Below are 13,463 nucleotides of genomic sequence, written 5' to 3' on the forward strand. Positions count from 1 at the left end.
ATAAGGTATAAATATCAAGACAAAAAACATTCAGAAAATCATGAAAGGCACAGAAACAACTCCGAGGTAGCCGGGAACCCTACAGACACAAAAAATGGGCACCCGACCGCAATCGGAGTGCCCATTTTTTCACTACGGCTCTCCCCGCTATTCAGGGAGTGCACCGCAATTATGGATTGACGCTGTCTTTCAACGATTTGCCTGGCTTGAACGCAACGGTGTTGCTGGCCTTGATCTTCACCGGTTCACCGGTTTGCGGGTTTTTGCCGGTGCGGGCACCGCGGTGGCGTTGCAGGAAGGTGCCGAAGCCCACCAGCGTGACGCTGTCCTTGCGGTGCAGGGCGCCGGTGATTTCTTCGAGAACGGCGTTGAGAACGCGGTTGGCCTGCTCTTTGGTCAGATCCGCTTTTTCAGCGATTGCAGCGGCGAGTTCTGGTTTACGCATTAGTGAAGCCCCTTTGACGGTTTTTTGTTGTTATGTCCGTGCTGTTCTCGTTGGAACAGCGCCCAAGGCGCCGCAGGCTCTACTCTGCGGCAGACGGGAGTGAGGATGGCACGCGGATAAGGGCGGCGCCAGTCTCCCCGCGACCTTTGTGGGGGCAAAAGCGGGGTGATTCCGACAGAACGACCGGTATTTACGCCAGCAAGGCCGGAAGCTGTTTGTTCAGCGCGAGTTTTTCCATCACCGCCGCGCCGGTCAGGGCGTAACCGAGCAATTGCCCGTCTGCGTCGTGGCACAGCACCTTGATGTCCGCGCCCTGCCCTTCGACCGTCCAGACACCCTCGCGGCCCCGTGGCAGCGGGGAAACCACCAGCGGGCAGACCGGGGTTTTCACGGTGATCGGCATCGGACCGTAGTTCACCACGGTCGGGTTGCCGGCCAGGGTTTGTGCCAGCGCTCGCGCACAACTCATGAGGGGCATGACGTACAGAAGATTCAGCCCGTCGACCTCGGCGCAGTCGCCCAGGGCGTAAATGTTGGCGTGAGAAGTTTGCAGATGACGGTCGACCACTACGCCGCGATTGGTCTGGATGCCGGCTGCCGCCGCCAGATCGATCCGCGGGCGCAGGCCGATGGCCGAGACCACCACATCGCACGGGACGACCTGGCCGTCGGACAGGTGCGCTTCCAGCCCATCCACGACTTTTTGCAGACGGGTCAGCACCGGGCCGAGGTGGAATCGCGCACCGAGGCTTTCCAGCCCGGCCTGCACCGCAGCAGCAGCGGCCGGGTGCAGCAGGGTCGGCATCACCTGCTCGCAGGGTGCAACCAGTTGCACCTCGTAGCCGCCCAGAATCAAGTCATTGGCGAACTCGCAGCCGATCAGCCCAGCGCCGAGCAGCAACACTCGACGCTTGCCGGCCGCGGCGGCGCGAAAGCGCGCGTAATCTTCGAGATCGTTGATCGGGAACACCAGGTCCCCGCCATCACCTTCGATCGGCACGCGTACGGTTTCGGCGCCCCAGGCGAGGATCAGGTCGCGATAGCTCACTGCTTCCTCACCGATCCACAACCGCTTGTGGCCCGGATCAATGCCGCTGATGCGGGTGTGGGTGCGGATTTCGGCCTTCAACTGCTCGGCCATCGCGCCCGGCTCCGCCATGCTCAGGCCGTCGGCGTCCTTGTTCTTGCCGAAGCCGGTGGACAGCATCGGCTTGGAGTAGGAGCGACCGTCATCGGCGGTAATCAGCAGCAACGGGGTTTCGCCATCGAGTTTGCGAAACTCGCGGGCCAGGTTGTAACCCGCCAGCCCGGTGCCAATGATTACGACAGGTGCGCTCATGCCCTACTCCTCAGTGTTTTCTCAGTTGATTTCGATCATTTCGAAGTCCATCTTGCCGACGCCGCAGTCCGGGCACAGCCAGTCTTCCGGCACGTCCTGCCACAGGGTGCCCGGCGCAATGCCGTCATCCGGCCAGCCGTCGGCTTCGTTGTAAATCAGGCCGCAGACCACACATTGCCACTTTTTCATTCAGGTACTTCCTCAGGATTCAGGCTTTAGCCGGCGCGGACGGTCGATGGTGCAGCGCTGCCGTCCGGCTCAGGGCGTTTTGTACTGATCGGGCCGGGCAGATGCAAGCCTGTTCGGCGCAGCGGCGACCCGGATCAATCAAACTCGCGGCTCGCCATGGTAAGCTCGCCGCCTCATTTGCTGCCAATAATGACTCATTGTGCAACACACAAACGCTCCGCTGTGGCGCCCGCAAAGCGAACCGACACCCCTCCCCGACACATCCACGCTCGACTGGCTGTTCGACGAAGGCTCCCTGACCCGCCGACTGACGCGCCTGTCCGATGACGGCTTCAGCGTGACGCCGCTGTTCGAAGGCTGGCAGACCCTGCGCGACGACGAATGCGCCGCGCTGGACCTGGCCGAAGGCAGCGAAGGCTGGGTGCGTGAGGTGTATTTGCGCGGGCATGGCGAGGCCTGGGTGTTCGCCCGCAGCGTGGCGTCGCGCAGTGCCTTGCAGGGCGACGGCTTGCACATGGATGAACTGGGCAGCCGCTCGCTGGGCGAACTGCTGTTCTGCGATCACGCCTTCCAGCGCCGCGCCATCGAAGTCTGCCATTACCCGGAACATTGGCTGCCCGAAGATTCCCGGGCTCCTGGCCTGTGGGGGCGGCGTTCGCGTTTCGACCGTGGCGCATTGAGCGTACTGGTGGCGGAGATTTTCCTGCCTACGCTGTGGGAAGCCGTCCGCGCCCGTCCGGAGAACTGCTGATGTACCAAAGCCTGCTCAAATCCCTGAATCGCTTGAACCCGCGTGCCTGGGACTTCATCCAGCTGACCCGGATGGACAAGCCGATCGGCATTTACCTGCTGCTGTGGCCGACGCTCTGGGCCCTGTGGATTGCCGGTAAAGGCTCGCCATCGCTGGCCAATATCGTGATTTTCGTCCTCGGCGTGGTGCTGACCCGTGCCGGCGGCTGCGTGATCAACGACTGGGCCGACCGCAAGGTCGACGGCCACGTCAAACGCACTGCGCAGCGACCTATCGCTGCCGGCAAGATCAGTTCGAAAGAGGCGCTGGTGTTCTTCGCGCTGCTGATGGGCGTGAGTTTCCTGCTGGTGCTGTGCACCAATGCGGCGACGATCTGGCTGTCGCTGGGCGGTCTGGCGCTGGCGTTCACCTATCCGTTCATGAAGCGCTACACCTACTACCCGCAAGTGGTACTGGGCGCGGCGTTCTCCTGGGGGATGCCGATGGCGTTCACCGCCGAAACCGGTGAGTTGCCGGCCACCGCCTGGCTGCTGTGGATCGCCAATCTGTTGTGGACGGTGGGCTACGACACCTATTACGCGATGACCGACCGCGACGATGACCTGAAGATCGGCGTGAAATCCACGGCGATCCTGTTCGGCGAAGCGGACCGGGTGATCATCCTGACCTTGCAGCTACTGTCGCTGGGCTGCCTGGTGCTGGCGGGGTCGAAATTCGAGCTGGGGATCTGGTTCCACCTCGGCCTGCTGGTGGCGGCCGGGTGCTACGCCTGGGAATTCTGGTACACCCGCGACCGCGACCGGATGCGTTGCTTCAAGGCGTTCCTGCACAACCACTGGGCCGGGCTGGCGATTTTCGTCGGGATCGTGCTGGATTACGCGTTGCGCTGACTCACAAAACCTGTGGGAGCGAGCTTGCTCGCGAAAGCGTTGGGTCAGTTGCCACATAGGCTGACTGAAAAGACGCGTTCGCGAGCAAGCTCGCTCCCACAAGGGATTTGCGTTTATTTGTGCTCGTGAACCACGTGCCACACGTCCTTCATCTTGTCGCCGGTCATATCGCCCGGCTTGGCATCTTTCACGAAGGTGTACAGCGGTTTGCCGTCGTAGGCGTACTGCATCATGCCGTCATCACGTTTGATGACCGTCCATTTACCTTCAGCCTTGGCATCTGCCGGCGCCATCAACGGCGGCCAGTTCTTGGCGCAATCGCCGTTGCACATCGACTTGCCGCCACTGTCCTTGTCGAACGTGTAAAGCGTCATGCCCTTGTGGTCGACCATCATTCCGTCTTTCATCATGGCCGGCTCGGCCGCCATCGCCAGTCCAGGCAGAGTCAGGGCGGCAGCCATCAGCAAAGCCTTAAAGGAAGCAGTCATTTGTGTCATGGAAACCTTCTCTTGTGGTTGTCAGGATTCGGACTTAGAGCTTAGTTCAGGATTTGTACAATCGCCGCCGGACTAAAATACTGTCACACGACTGCAATAATTCCGTTATCTAATGCGGCGCAAGACAGTTAAATGACAAGAGGATTAAGGCATGGTTGGCAGGAGCATTCTGATCGTCGACGACGAAGCGCCCATTCGCGAAATGATCGCCGTTGCGTTGGAAATGGCCGGCTATGACTGCCTCGAGGCAGAGAACTCGCAGCAGGCCCACGCCATCATCGTCGACCGCAAGCCGGACCTGATCCTGCTCGACTGGATGCTGCCCGGCACCTCCGGCATCGAGCTGGCCCGCCGCCTCAAGCGTGACGAGCTGACCGGGGACATCCCGATCATCATGCTCACCGCCAAGGGCGAAGAGGACAACAAGATCCAGGGTCTGGAAGTCGGCGCCGACGACTACATCACCAAACCGTTTTCCCCACGCGAACTGGTGGCACGCCTCAAGGCTGTGCTGCGTCGCGCCGGCCCGACCGATGGCGAAGCGCCGATCGAAGTCGGCGGCCTGCTGCTCGACCCGATCAGCCACCGCGTGACCATCGACGGCAAACCTGCCGAGATGGGCCCGACCGAATACCGTCTGCTGCAATTCTTCATGACCCACCAGGAGCGCGCCTACACCCGTGGCCAATTGCTGGACCAGGTCTGGGGTGGCAACGTCTATGTTGAAGAGCGCACCGTCGACGTGCACATCCGGCGCCTGCGCAAGGCCCTCGGCGATGCCTACGAAAATCTGGTACAAACCGTGCGCGGCACCGGCTACCGGTTCTCCACCAAAGCCTGAGCCGAGCGCCAGCCCCGTAGACAAGGACCGCATTTTCCGTGAACCAAAACTGGCATGGCACCCTGATTCGCCACATGCTGTTGCTGGTCACCGGCTGCCTGGTGATCGGCCTGATCACCGGCTACTACGGCTGGAGTCTGGCGGCGGGACTGGGCCTGTACCTGGCCTGGACGCTCAAGCAACTGCTGCGCCTGCACGAATGGCTGCGCCTGCACCAACCCGATGAAGCACCGCCCGACGGCTACGGCCTGTGGGGTGAGGTGTTCGACAGCATCTACCACCTGCAACGCCGCGACCAACGGGTACGCGGACGCCTGCAAGCGGTGATCGACCGCGTTCAGGAGTCCACCGCCGCGCTGAAAGACGCGGTGATCATGCTCGACAGCGACGGCAACCTGGAATGGTGGAACCGCGCCGCCGAAACCCTGCTCGGCCTCAAGACCCCGCAGGACAGCGGCCAACCGGTGACCAACCTGGTCCGCCATCCGCGCTTCAAGGAATACTTCGAGCAGGAAAGCTACGCCGAACCGCTGGAAATCCCCTCGCCGACCAACGATCGCGTACGCATCCAGCTGTACCTCACGCGCTACGGCAACAACGAACACTTGATGCTGGTGCGCGACGTCACGCGCATCCATCAGCTGGAACAGATGCGCAAAGACTTCATCGCCAACGTCTCCCATGAGCTGCGCACCCCGCTGACGGTGATCTGCGGCTACCTGGAAACCCTGCTCGACAACGTCGAGGAAGTGAACCCGCGCTGGAGCCGTGCCCTGCAGCAGATGCAGCAACAGGGCGGACGCATGCAGACCCTGCTCAACGACTTGCTGCTACTGGCCAAGCTGGAAGCCACCGATTACCCGTCGGACAACCAGCCGGTGCACATCGACACTTTGTTGCAGTCAATCAAGAGCGATGCGCAGCAGTTGTCCGGTTCGAAAAATCAGCGCATCACCCTGGAAGCCGACACCAGCATTCTGCTCAAGGGCAGCGAGGCGGAACTGCGCAGTGCGTTTTCCAACCTGGTGTTCAACGCGGTCAAATACACCCCGGCCGAAGGCAATATCCGCATCCGCTGGTGGGGCGACGATCAGGGCGCACACTTGAGCGTGCAGGATTCCGGGATCGGCATCGACAGCAAACACCTGCCGCGCCTGACCGAACGCTTCTACCGCGTCGACTCCAGCCGCAACTCCAACACCGGCGGCACGGGCCTGGGTCTGGCCATCGTCAAACACGTGCTGCTGCGCCATCGCGCACGGATGGAGATCAGCAGCGTGCCCGGTCATGGCAGCACGTTCACCTGCCATTTCGCCCCGGCGCAGGTCGCTCAGGCACGGGTCATCAGCGCCGCTGAGTAATGCCGGACTAGGCAATCGCCAGGTCAGCCGCTACATTGGCTGACTTGCGCCTGCCTTTCAGGTGCGGATTTTTCTTTCTTTCGAATCACACGGAACCCGCAAAACTCCATCATGGACCCTTCCCCTGGCTTGTCCCTCGCAACAATATTCGCCGATTTCGGCATGATTCTTTTCGCTCTGATCCTGGTTTTGCTCAACGGCTTCTTCGTTGCGGCGGAATTCGCCATGGTCAAACTGCGCTCGACCCGGGTCGAAGCCATCGCTGAGCAGCACGGCTGGCGCGGGCACATCCTGCGCACGGTGCACAGTCAGCTCGATGCTTACCTCTCGGCGTGCCAGCTCGGTATCACCCTCGCCTCCCTGGGCCTTGGCTGGGTCGGCGAGCCGGCGTTCGCGCACATTCTCGAACCGCTGCTGAGCGCGGTCGGCGTGCAGTCGGCCGAAGTCGTCAAAGGCATCTCGTTCTTCACCGCGTTCTTCATCATTTCGTACCTGCACATCGTGGTCGGCGAACTCGCACCCAAATCCTGGGCGATCCGCAAACCCGAGCTGCTGTCGCTGTGGACGGCGGTGCCGCTGTACTTGTTCTACTGGGCCATGTACCCGGCGATCTACCTGCTCAACGCCAGCGCCAACACCATCCTGCGCATTGCGGGGCAAGGTGAACCCGGCCCGCATCACGAGCACCATTACAGCCGCGAAGAACTGAAACTGATCCTGCACTCCAGCCGTGGCCAGGACCCGAGCGACCAGGGCATGCGCGTGCTGGCCTCGGCGGTGGAAATGGGCGAGCTGGAAGTGGTCGACTGGGCCAACTCCCGGGAAGACCTGATCACCCTCGAATTCAACGCCCCGCTGAAAGAAATCCTGGCGATGTTCCGTCGCCACAAGTTCAGCCGTTATCCGGTGTACGACAGCGAGCGCAAGGAATTCGTCGGCCTGCTGCACATCAAGGACCTGCTGCTGGAACTGGCGGCGCTGGATCACATTCCCGAGTCGTTCAACCTCGCCGAACTGACCCGCCCGCTGGAACGCGTGTCGCGGCACATGCCGCTGTCGCAGCTGCTGGAGCAGTTCCGCAAGGGCGGCTCGCACTTCGCCGTGGTTGAAGAAGCCGACGGCAACATCATCGGCTACCTGACCATGGAAGACGTGCTGGAAGTGCTGGTCGGCGATATCCAGGACGAACACCGCAAAGCCGAGCGCGGCATCCTCGCCTACCAGCCGGGCAAGTTGCTGGTACGGGGCGATACGCCGCTGTTCAAGGTCGAGCGCCTGCTGGGGATCGACCTGGATCACATCGAAGCCGAAACCCTCGCCGGGCTGATCTACGAAACCCTGAAACGGGTGCCGGAAGAGGAAGAAGTGCTGGAAGTCGAAGGCCTGCGGATCATCATCAAGAAGATGAAAGGTCCGAAGATCATTCTGGCCAAGGTGCTGATGCTCGACTGACGGGGTTTACTGCTTGCCCAACGCAAAGTTGGGCAACGCCCCCAGCGGCTGGTTGAACTGATACGGAATCGACACCAGCCCCATCCCGGTGTTGCGCTGCACCACAAAGTGCAGGTGCGGGCCGCTGCTGTTGCCGGTGTTGCCGGACAGCGCCAGCGGACTGCCCACCGCCACTCGCTGCCCTTCGCGCACACTCACCGATCCTTGCTTGAGATGCAGGTACACGCCCATCGTGCCGTCGTCGTGCAGTATCCGCACGAAGTTACCGGAGGGATCGGTGCCACGCCCGTTCTGGGAATTCTCGGTCTTCACTACCACCCCGGCTCGCGCCGCAATGATCGGCGTACCGACCGGCATGGCAATGTCCATCGCGTATTTGTTCTTCGGCCCGAAGTGGCTGTAATCGCCATTGGCGCCCTGGCTGAGGCGGAACGGCCCGCCACGCCACGGAAACGGATAGCGATAGCCCTGTGCGGCGCCAGCGGGGTCACCGAGGGAATACTGGAACATCGGCGTGTACACCAGCGGCTTGCCACCGGACACCGCCGTCAGCAGCGCCAGCCGCGTATTGCTGCGCGCCGGCAGCACCCGGCGGATCGTTTGCGCCGGCGCACCACGCACGTTGCTCATCCCGGTAAACGCCAGCGCAACCTCGACCGGCGCGTACAGGTCGTTGCGCACGAACACCACGTCCGCGCCCTTCTGCTTCTTGATATCGAGATAGACCTGGCGCTCGAGGCGCTCGACCATCCGGTCCTGAAACACGAACACCTGGGAGCCTTTGCTCGGACGGTCGCTGTACGAAACCACTCCGTTGGCATCGGTGGATTTGTAGATCGTCATGGCCACAGTCGAGGTGGAGGCCATGAACAGACCACAGAAAAACAGCAGGCGCAGGGGCATGGGCAAAAGTTCTGTCGAGTAAGGCCTGGGAATGAGCCTAGCAGCTGAGACAGACCAGGCTAGTCGACAGATGTTTCAAATTGGCAGGTGCAGGAGATGATCGTCCCCACGCTCTGCGTGGGGATGCAGCCCGGGACGCTCTGCGTCCCATGCGTGAGGACGCAGAGCGTCCCTTGAGGCATTCCCACGCGGAGCGTGGGAACGATCAATGTCAGGCGACGAAGATCACGCGCCTGGAACGAAGTGCTTCTGCGCCGTGCCGCGGGCGATCAGGCGGGAGATGTAGTCGAGTTTCTGCGCGTCCTGGTCGACGAAGCGGAAGGTCAGTTGCAGCCAGTCGCTGTCGGGTTTCGGCTCGTGGGCGACGACGGCGTGCAGATAGCCGTTGAGGCGGGCGATTTCGGCGTTGTCGCCCTGCTCCAGATCGAGCACGGCGCTGTCGAGGATCTGCGGCAGGGTGTCGGTGCGTTTCACCACCAGCAGCGCTTCCTTGATGCTCAGGGCCTTGATCACGCATTGCTGGGTGCCGCTCGGCAGGCGCAGCTGACCCTGGCCACGACCGCCGGCCGGAGCGCTGGAGGCTGCCGGAGCTTTCACAGGCGGGCTGTTGAGCAGGCCACGCTGTGGCGCGGCGGCAGGTGCCGGGGCTGCAGCGGCAGGCTTGGCAAACGGGTTGACCGCTGCGGCTGCCGGGGCACCACCAATCACCGCGGCCTTGCCGCCGGTCAATGCGCTCAGGGAGTCGTTGCCGAACGCCGAGTTCATCTTGGTCGGGGCGCTGTTCATCAGGGTGTCGAGCTTGCCGACCTTGTTCAGGGCCTGCTTGACCTTGGTCAGCAGTTGCTCGTTGGTGAACGGCTTGCTGACGTAACCGGTGACGCCGGCCTGGATCGCCTGCACGACGTTTTCCTTGTCGCCACGGCTGGTGACCATGATGAATGGCATGGTCTTGAGGTTGTCCTGCTCACGGCACCAGGTCAGCAGTTCGAGGCCGGACATTTCCGGCATTTCCCAGTCGCACAACACCAGGTCGAAAGCTTCCTTGGCCAGCATGGCCTGGGCCTTCTTGCCGTTGATGGCGTCCTCGGTGCGGATCCCCGGGAAGTAATTACGCAGGCACTTTTTCACCAGGTCACGAATGAACGATGCATCGTCCACGACCAACACACTGATCTTGCTCATCCAACACCCCTATTAAAATCCCGGCAAGCATAACGCTGGCTGATGGCACATTGCCAAAACTCTTCAGTCACGCCGGGACTTTTCGTTCGCGGGTGCTGCTTTTTAATTCGCTTCTGCCCATGAAAAGCAGAAACAAAAACGCCCGGCCAAAGGGCCGGGCGCTTTTCTCAGGCAATCTTACTTATCGTCAGCATCGCCCGGAACATTAGCGGTTTCGCCACTTGTCCCTTCAACTTCTTCCTTCATGCGCTTGAGGCCCATGTGGCGCACATCGGTGCCGCGCACCAGGTAAATCACAAGCTCCGAGATGTTGCGCGCGTGGTCGCCGATCCGCTCCAGCGAACGCAGCACCCAGATAATGCTCAAGACCCGCGAGATAGAGCGCGGGTCTTCCATCATGTAAGTCGCCAGCTCACGCAGGGCGGTCTTGTATTCGCGGTCGATGATCTTGTCGTACTGCGCTACCGACAACGCCAGATCGGCATCGAAGCGGGCAAAGGCGTCCAGCGCATCGCGGACCATGTTGCGCACCTGGTCGCCGATGTGACGCACTTCGACATAACCGCGCGGCGCTTCGCCTTCTTCGCACAACTGGATTGCACGGCGGGCGATCTTGGTCGCTTCGTCGCCGATGCGCTCCAGGTCGATCACCGACTTGGAGATGCTGATGATCAGACGCAGGTCGGAGGCCGCTGGCTGACGACGAGCCAGAATGCGCAGGCATTCTTCGTCGATGTTGCGTTCCATCTGGTTGATCTGGTCGTCGATCTCGCGCACTTGCTGGGCCAGGCCCGAGTCGGCCTCGATCAGCGCGGTGACCGCGTCGTTGACCTGCTTCTCGACCAGCCCGCCCATGGCCAGCAGGTGGCTGCGCACTTCTTCCAGTTCGGCGTTGAACTGCGCGGAAATGTGATGGGTAAGGCCTTCTTTACTAATCATGTTGGCGTCCTTGGAGCGTCCGGTAAGGTGCGGCGGGCCGCAGCGTCAATTCTGTGAATAACCCGCAACTGTCAGCCGTAACGACCGGTGATGTAGTCTTCGGTCTGCTTCTTGGCCGGATTGGTGAACAGGGTATCGGTGTCGCCGAATTCCACCAGTTTGCCCATGTACATAAACGCCGTGTAGTCGGACACCCGCGCCGCCTGCTGCATGTTGTGGGTCACGATGACGATGGTGAACTTGGATTTGAGCTCGTAGATCAGCTCTTCGACTTTCAGGGTCGAGATCGGGTCAAGCGCCGAGCACGGTTCGTCGAGCAGTAGCACTTCCGGTTCCACGGCGATGGTACGGGCGATCACCAGACGCTGTTGCTGACCACCGGACAGACCGAGGGCCGAGTCATGCAGACGGTCTTTGACTTCGTCCCACAGGGCCGCGCCCTTCAGTGCCCACTCGACGGCTTCGTCGAGAATGCGCTTCTTGTTGATGCCCTGGATGCGCAGGCCGTAGACCACGTTTTCGTAGATGGTCTTCGGGAACGGGTTAGGCTTCTGGAACACCATACCGACCCGGCGGCGCAGCTCGGCCACGTCTTCGCCCTTGCGGTAGATGTTGTTGCCGTACAGGTTGATCGCGCCTTCGACGCGGCAGCCATCCACCAGGTCGTTCATACGGTTGAAGGTCCGCAGCAGCGTGGACTTGCCGCAGCCGGACGGGCCGATGAAGGCGGTCACGCGCTGTTTCGGAATGTTCATGCTGACGTCGTACAGCGCTTGTTTCTCGCCGTAGAACAGGCTCAGGCCCGGCACTTCGATGGCCACGGTTTCCTGTTCGAGGTTCAGGCTCTGCTTGTCGCGGCCCAGGGCAGACATGTTGATGCCGTGGGTATGTGTTTCGTGCTGCATGGGAGATCCCCTGTGCTAACAAATTCGGTTCGGTTGGCTGCCGGAATCTAGACCGGCAGCCCTTCAATTCTTGTGACGGCGATCAGCTGTCCAGCGCCTTGTACTTCTCGCGCAGGTGGTTACGGATGTACACCGCCGACAGGTTCAGGGTGGCGATCACCAGCACCAGCAACAGCGCCGTGGCGTACACCAGCGGCCGCGCGGCCTCGACGTTCGGGCTCTGGAAGCCGACGTCGTAGATGTGGAAGCCCAGGTGCATGATCTTCTGATCCAGGTGCAGATACGGGTAGTTGCCGTCCACCGGCAGCGACGGCGCCAGTTTCACCACACCCACCAGCATCAGCGGCGCCACTTCACCGGCGGCACGAGCCACCGCGAGGATCATGCCGGTCATCATCGCCGGACTGGCCATCGGCAGAACGATCTTCCACAGGGTTTCAGCCTTGGTCGCGCCCAGAGCCAGCGAGCCCTCACGCACGGTGCGAGGAATACGCGCCAGACCTTCTTCAGTTGCCACGATTACCACCGGCACCGCCAGCAGCGCCAGAGTCAACGACGCCCAGAGCAGACCTGGCGTACCGAAGGTCGGTGCCGGCAGCGCTTCAGGGAAGAACAGACGGTCGAGCGAGCCACCCAGCACGTAGACGAAGAAGCCCAGACCGAACACGCCGTAAACAATCGCCGGAACACCCGCCAGGTTGTTCACCGCGATCCGGATAACCCGGGTCAGGGTGTTCTGCTTGGCGTATTCACGCAGGTACACCGCCGCCAGCACGCCGAACGGGGTCACGATCATCGCCATGATCAGGGTCATCATCACGGTGCCGAAGATCGCCGGGAAAATCCCGCCTTCGGTGTTCGCTTCACGCGGGTCGTCGGACAGGAATTCCCAGACCTTGCTGAAGTAGAAACCGATCTTGGTGAACGTACCCATCGCGTTCGGCTGGTAGGCGTGAACCACTTTGCCCAGGCCGATTTCGATTTCCTTGCCGTTCGCATCACGAGCGGTCAAGGCGTCACGGTTGAACTGCGCGTGCAGGTCGGCCAGACGGGCTTCGATGTCCTGATAGCGAGCGTTCAGCTCGGCGCGCTCGGCGTCCATGTCCGCCTGGGCAGCCGGGTCGAGTTTGCCTTCCAGTTCCAGCTTGCGACCGTGCAGACGGATGCGCTCGAGGCCGGCGTTGATCGCGCCGATGTCGGTTTTTTCCAGCGACTTGAGCTGCGAGGCGAGGCCGTTCACACGGTTGATCCGCGCTTGCAGCTCAGGCCAGGCGGCTTCGCCTTCGGCGATCACCTTGCCGTCCTGTTTGACGTTGACCAGGTAGCCGTAGAAGTTGCCCCACTCACGACGCTCCAGCGCCATCAGTTCCACCGGCGTGGTCTGGTTGGTCAGCCACTCGCCGACGATCCAGGTGAAGTCGTTGCCGTTCAAGTCACGGTTGCCGACCTTGATCAGCTCGCGGGTCATGAATTCCGGACCTTCGTCCGGCACCGGCAGGCCGGCGCTCTTCAGACGGGCGCGCGGCACTTCTTCTTTCTGCACCACTTCGCCCACGACCAGATGCTGGCCCTGGCCCGGTACGTCATAGCTGGCGTGGATCAGATCCGCCGGCCAGAAGTGACCCAGACCGCGCACGGCGATTACCGCCAGCAGGCCAATGGTCATGATGACCGCGATGGACACCGCGCCGCCGCTGATCCAGACGCCGGGGGCGCCGCTCTTGAACCATCCTTTCAGGGAGTTCTGTTTCACAGACTTCTACCTTTGC

At 61.7% G+C, this 13,463-nt stretch carries 14 protein-coding genes; 5 read left to right on the plus strand and 9 right to left on the minus strand.

Translation table 11 applies throughout. The features are described from left to right. Positions 1-169: 169 nt before the first annotated feature. From CAF90_RS10650 to CAF90_RS10660, 3 genes are all read right to left on the minus strand, one after another. Positions 170-445 (minus strand): HU family DNA-binding protein, encoded by a 276-nt coding sequence (locus CAF90_RS10650; protein WP_003213368.1) that lies wholly within the window; start codon positions 443-445, stop codon positions 170-172. A gap of 190 nt (positions 446-635) precedes the next feature. Further along, a complete protein-coding gene (locus CAF90_RS10655) occupies positions 636-1,784 on the minus strand; it encodes an NAD(P)/FAD-dependent oxidoreductase (RefSeq protein WP_085606190.1) in 1,149 nt (382 codons plus the stop codon). Between the two features lie 21 nt (positions 1,785-1,805). Continuing rightward, entirely contained in the window at positions 1,806-1,973 is a 168-nt protein-coding gene (locus tag CAF90_RS10660) for a rubredoxin (protein WP_007954349.1), read from the minus strand. 199 nt (positions 1,974-2,172) lie between these two features. On the opposite strand from CAF90_RS10660, the gene CAF90_RS10665 reads away from it, so the two are divergent. Then, positions 2,173-2,724, plus strand: coding sequence for a chorismate lyase (locus tag CAF90_RS10665; RefSeq protein WP_085606192.1), 552 nt, complete (start codon positions 2,173-2,175; stop codon positions 2,722-2,724). Beyond that, positions 2,724-3,614: a 4-hydroxybenzoate octaprenyltransferase gene (gene ubiA / locus CAF90_RS10670; protein WP_085606194.1), complete on the plus strand. Its 891-nt coding sequence runs from the start codon at positions 2,724-2,726 to the stop codon at positions 3,612-3,614. Before CAF90_RS10665 ends, ubiA begins: the two co-directional genes overlap by 1 nt. Positions 3,615-3,727: 113 nt before the next feature. Here ubiA and CAF90_RS10675 read toward each other — a convergent pair whose 3' ends face one another. Continuing rightward, positions 3,728-4,111, minus strand: coding sequence for a hypothetical protein (locus CAF90_RS10675; RefSeq protein ID WP_007954346.1), 384 nt, complete (start codon positions 4,109-4,111; stop codon positions 3,728-3,730). 151 nt (positions 4,112-4,262) lie between these two features. Between CAF90_RS10675 and phoB the strand changes: the two genes are divergently transcribed. The 3 genes from phoB to CAF90_RS10690 all read left to right on the plus strand — a co-directional run bounded on the left by phoB (position 4,263) and on the right by CAF90_RS10690 (position 7,765). Then, the gene (phoB, locus tag CAF90_RS10680) at positions 4,263-4,952 is read left to right on the plus strand and encodes a phosphate regulon transcriptional regulator PhoB (RefSeq protein WP_007896474.1); all 690 of its coding nucleotides are present in this window, start codon (positions 4,263-4,265) and stop codon (positions 4,950-4,952) included. Positions 4,953-5,026: 74 nt separating this feature from the next. Next, positions 5,027-6,313: a phosphate regulon sensor histidine kinase PhoR gene (gene phoR / locus CAF90_RS10685; RefSeq protein ID WP_218887987.1), complete on the plus strand. Its 1,287-nt coding sequence runs from the start codon at positions 5,027-5,029 to the stop codon at positions 6,311-6,313. A 111-nt stretch (positions 6,314-6,424) separates the two neighbouring features. Beyond that, on the plus strand, positions 6,425-7,765 hold the full coding sequence (locus CAF90_RS10690; RefSeq protein WP_007954342.1) for a hemolysin family protein: 1,341 nt from the start codon (positions 6,425-6,427) through the stop codon (positions 7,763-7,765). A gap of 6 nt (positions 7,766-7,771) precedes the next feature. On the opposite strand, the gene CAF90_RS10695 is transcribed toward CAF90_RS10690, so the two are convergent. The 5 genes from CAF90_RS10695 to pstA all read right to left on the minus strand — a co-directional run bounded on the left by CAF90_RS10695 (position 7,772) and on the right by pstA (position 13,447). After that, on the minus strand, positions 7,772-8,668 hold the full coding sequence (locus tag CAF90_RS10695; RefSeq protein ID WP_007954336.1) for a M23 family metallopeptidase: 897 nt from the start codon (positions 8,666-8,668) through the stop codon (positions 7,772-7,774). Between the two features lie 225 nt (positions 8,669-8,893). Next, a complete protein-coding gene (locus CAF90_RS10700) occupies positions 8,894-9,850 on the minus strand; it encodes a response regulator (RefSeq protein WP_085606196.1) in 957 nt (318 codons plus the stop codon). 177 nt (positions 9,851-10,027) lie between these two features. Beyond that, the gene (gene phoU, locus CAF90_RS10705; RefSeq protein ID WP_007954334.1) at positions 10,028-10,789 is read right to left on the minus strand and encodes a phosphate signaling complex protein PhoU; all 762 of its coding nucleotides are present in this window, start codon (positions 10,787-10,789) and stop codon (positions 10,028-10,030) included. A gap of 71 nt (positions 10,790-10,860) precedes the next feature. Beyond that, positions 10,861-11,694 carry a phosphate ABC transporter ATP-binding protein PstB gene (gene pstB / locus CAF90_RS10710; RefSeq protein WP_065258233.1) on the minus strand — a complete coding sequence of 278 codons (834 nt, stop codon included), beginning with the start codon at positions 11,692-11,694 and terminating at the stop codon, positions 10,861-10,863. Positions 11,695-11,776: 82 nt separating this feature from the next. After that, positions 11,777-13,447 carry a phosphate ABC transporter permease PstA gene (gene pstA / locus CAF90_RS10715; protein WP_085606198.1) on the minus strand — a complete coding sequence of 557 codons (1,671 nt, stop codon included), beginning with the start codon at positions 13,445-13,447 and terminating at the stop codon, positions 11,777-11,779. Between the last annotated feature and the right edge of the window lie 16 nt (positions 13,448-13,463).

This window comes from Pseudomonas sp. B37(2017) (assembly GCF_002112885.1).
Classification (GTDB): domain Bacteria; phylum Pseudomonadota; class Gammaproteobacteria; order Pseudomonadales; family Pseudomonadaceae; genus Aquipseudomonas; species Aquipseudomonas paraglycinae.

Coding starts and splice junctions, on each gene's coding strand:
- pstB (WP_065258233.1), bottom strand. CDS start 11,694: ATGCAGCACGAAACACATACCCACGGCATCAACATGTCTGCCCTGGGC.
- CAF90_RS10690 (WP_007954342.1), top strand. CDS start 6,425: ATGGACCCTTCCCCTGGCTTGTCCCTCGCAACAATATTCGCCGATTTC.
- CAF90_RS10700 (WP_085606196.1), bottom strand. CDS start 9,850: ATGAGCAAGATCAGTGTGTTGGTCGTGGACGATGCATCGTTCATTCGT.
- CAF90_RS10660 (WP_007954349.1), bottom strand. CDS start 1,973: ATGAAAAAGTGGCAATGTGTGGTCTGCGGCCTGATTTACAACGAAGCC.
- CAF90_RS10655 (WP_085606190.1), bottom strand. CDS start 1,784: ATGAGCGCACCTGTCGTAATCATTGGCACCGGGCTGGCGGGTTACAAC.
- CAF90_RS10695 (WP_007954336.1), bottom strand. CDS start 8,668: ATGCCCCTGCGCCTGCTGTTTTTCTGTGGTCTGTTCATGGCCTCCACC.
- CAF90_RS10650 (WP_003213368.1), bottom strand. CDS start 445: ATGCGTAAACCAGAACTCGCCGCTGCAATCGCTGAAAAAGCGGATCTG.
- phoR (WP_218887987.1), top strand. CDS start 5,027: ATGCTGTTGCTGGTCACCGGCTGCCTGGTGATCGGCCTGATCACCGGC.
- CAF90_RS10675 (WP_007954346.1), bottom strand. CDS start 4,111: ATGACACAAATGACTGCTTCCTTTAAGGCTTTGCTGATGGCTGCCGCC.
- ubiA (WP_085606194.1), top strand. CDS start 2,724: ATGTACCAAAGCCTGCTCAAATCCCTGAATCGCTTGAACCCGCGTGCC.
- phoU (WP_007954334.1), bottom strand. CDS start 10,789: ATGATTAGTAAAGAAGGCCTTACCCATCACATTTCCGCGCAGTTCAAC.
- phoB (WP_007896474.1), top strand. CDS start 4,263: ATGGTTGGCAGGAGCATTCTGATCGTCGACGACGAAGCGCCCATTCGC.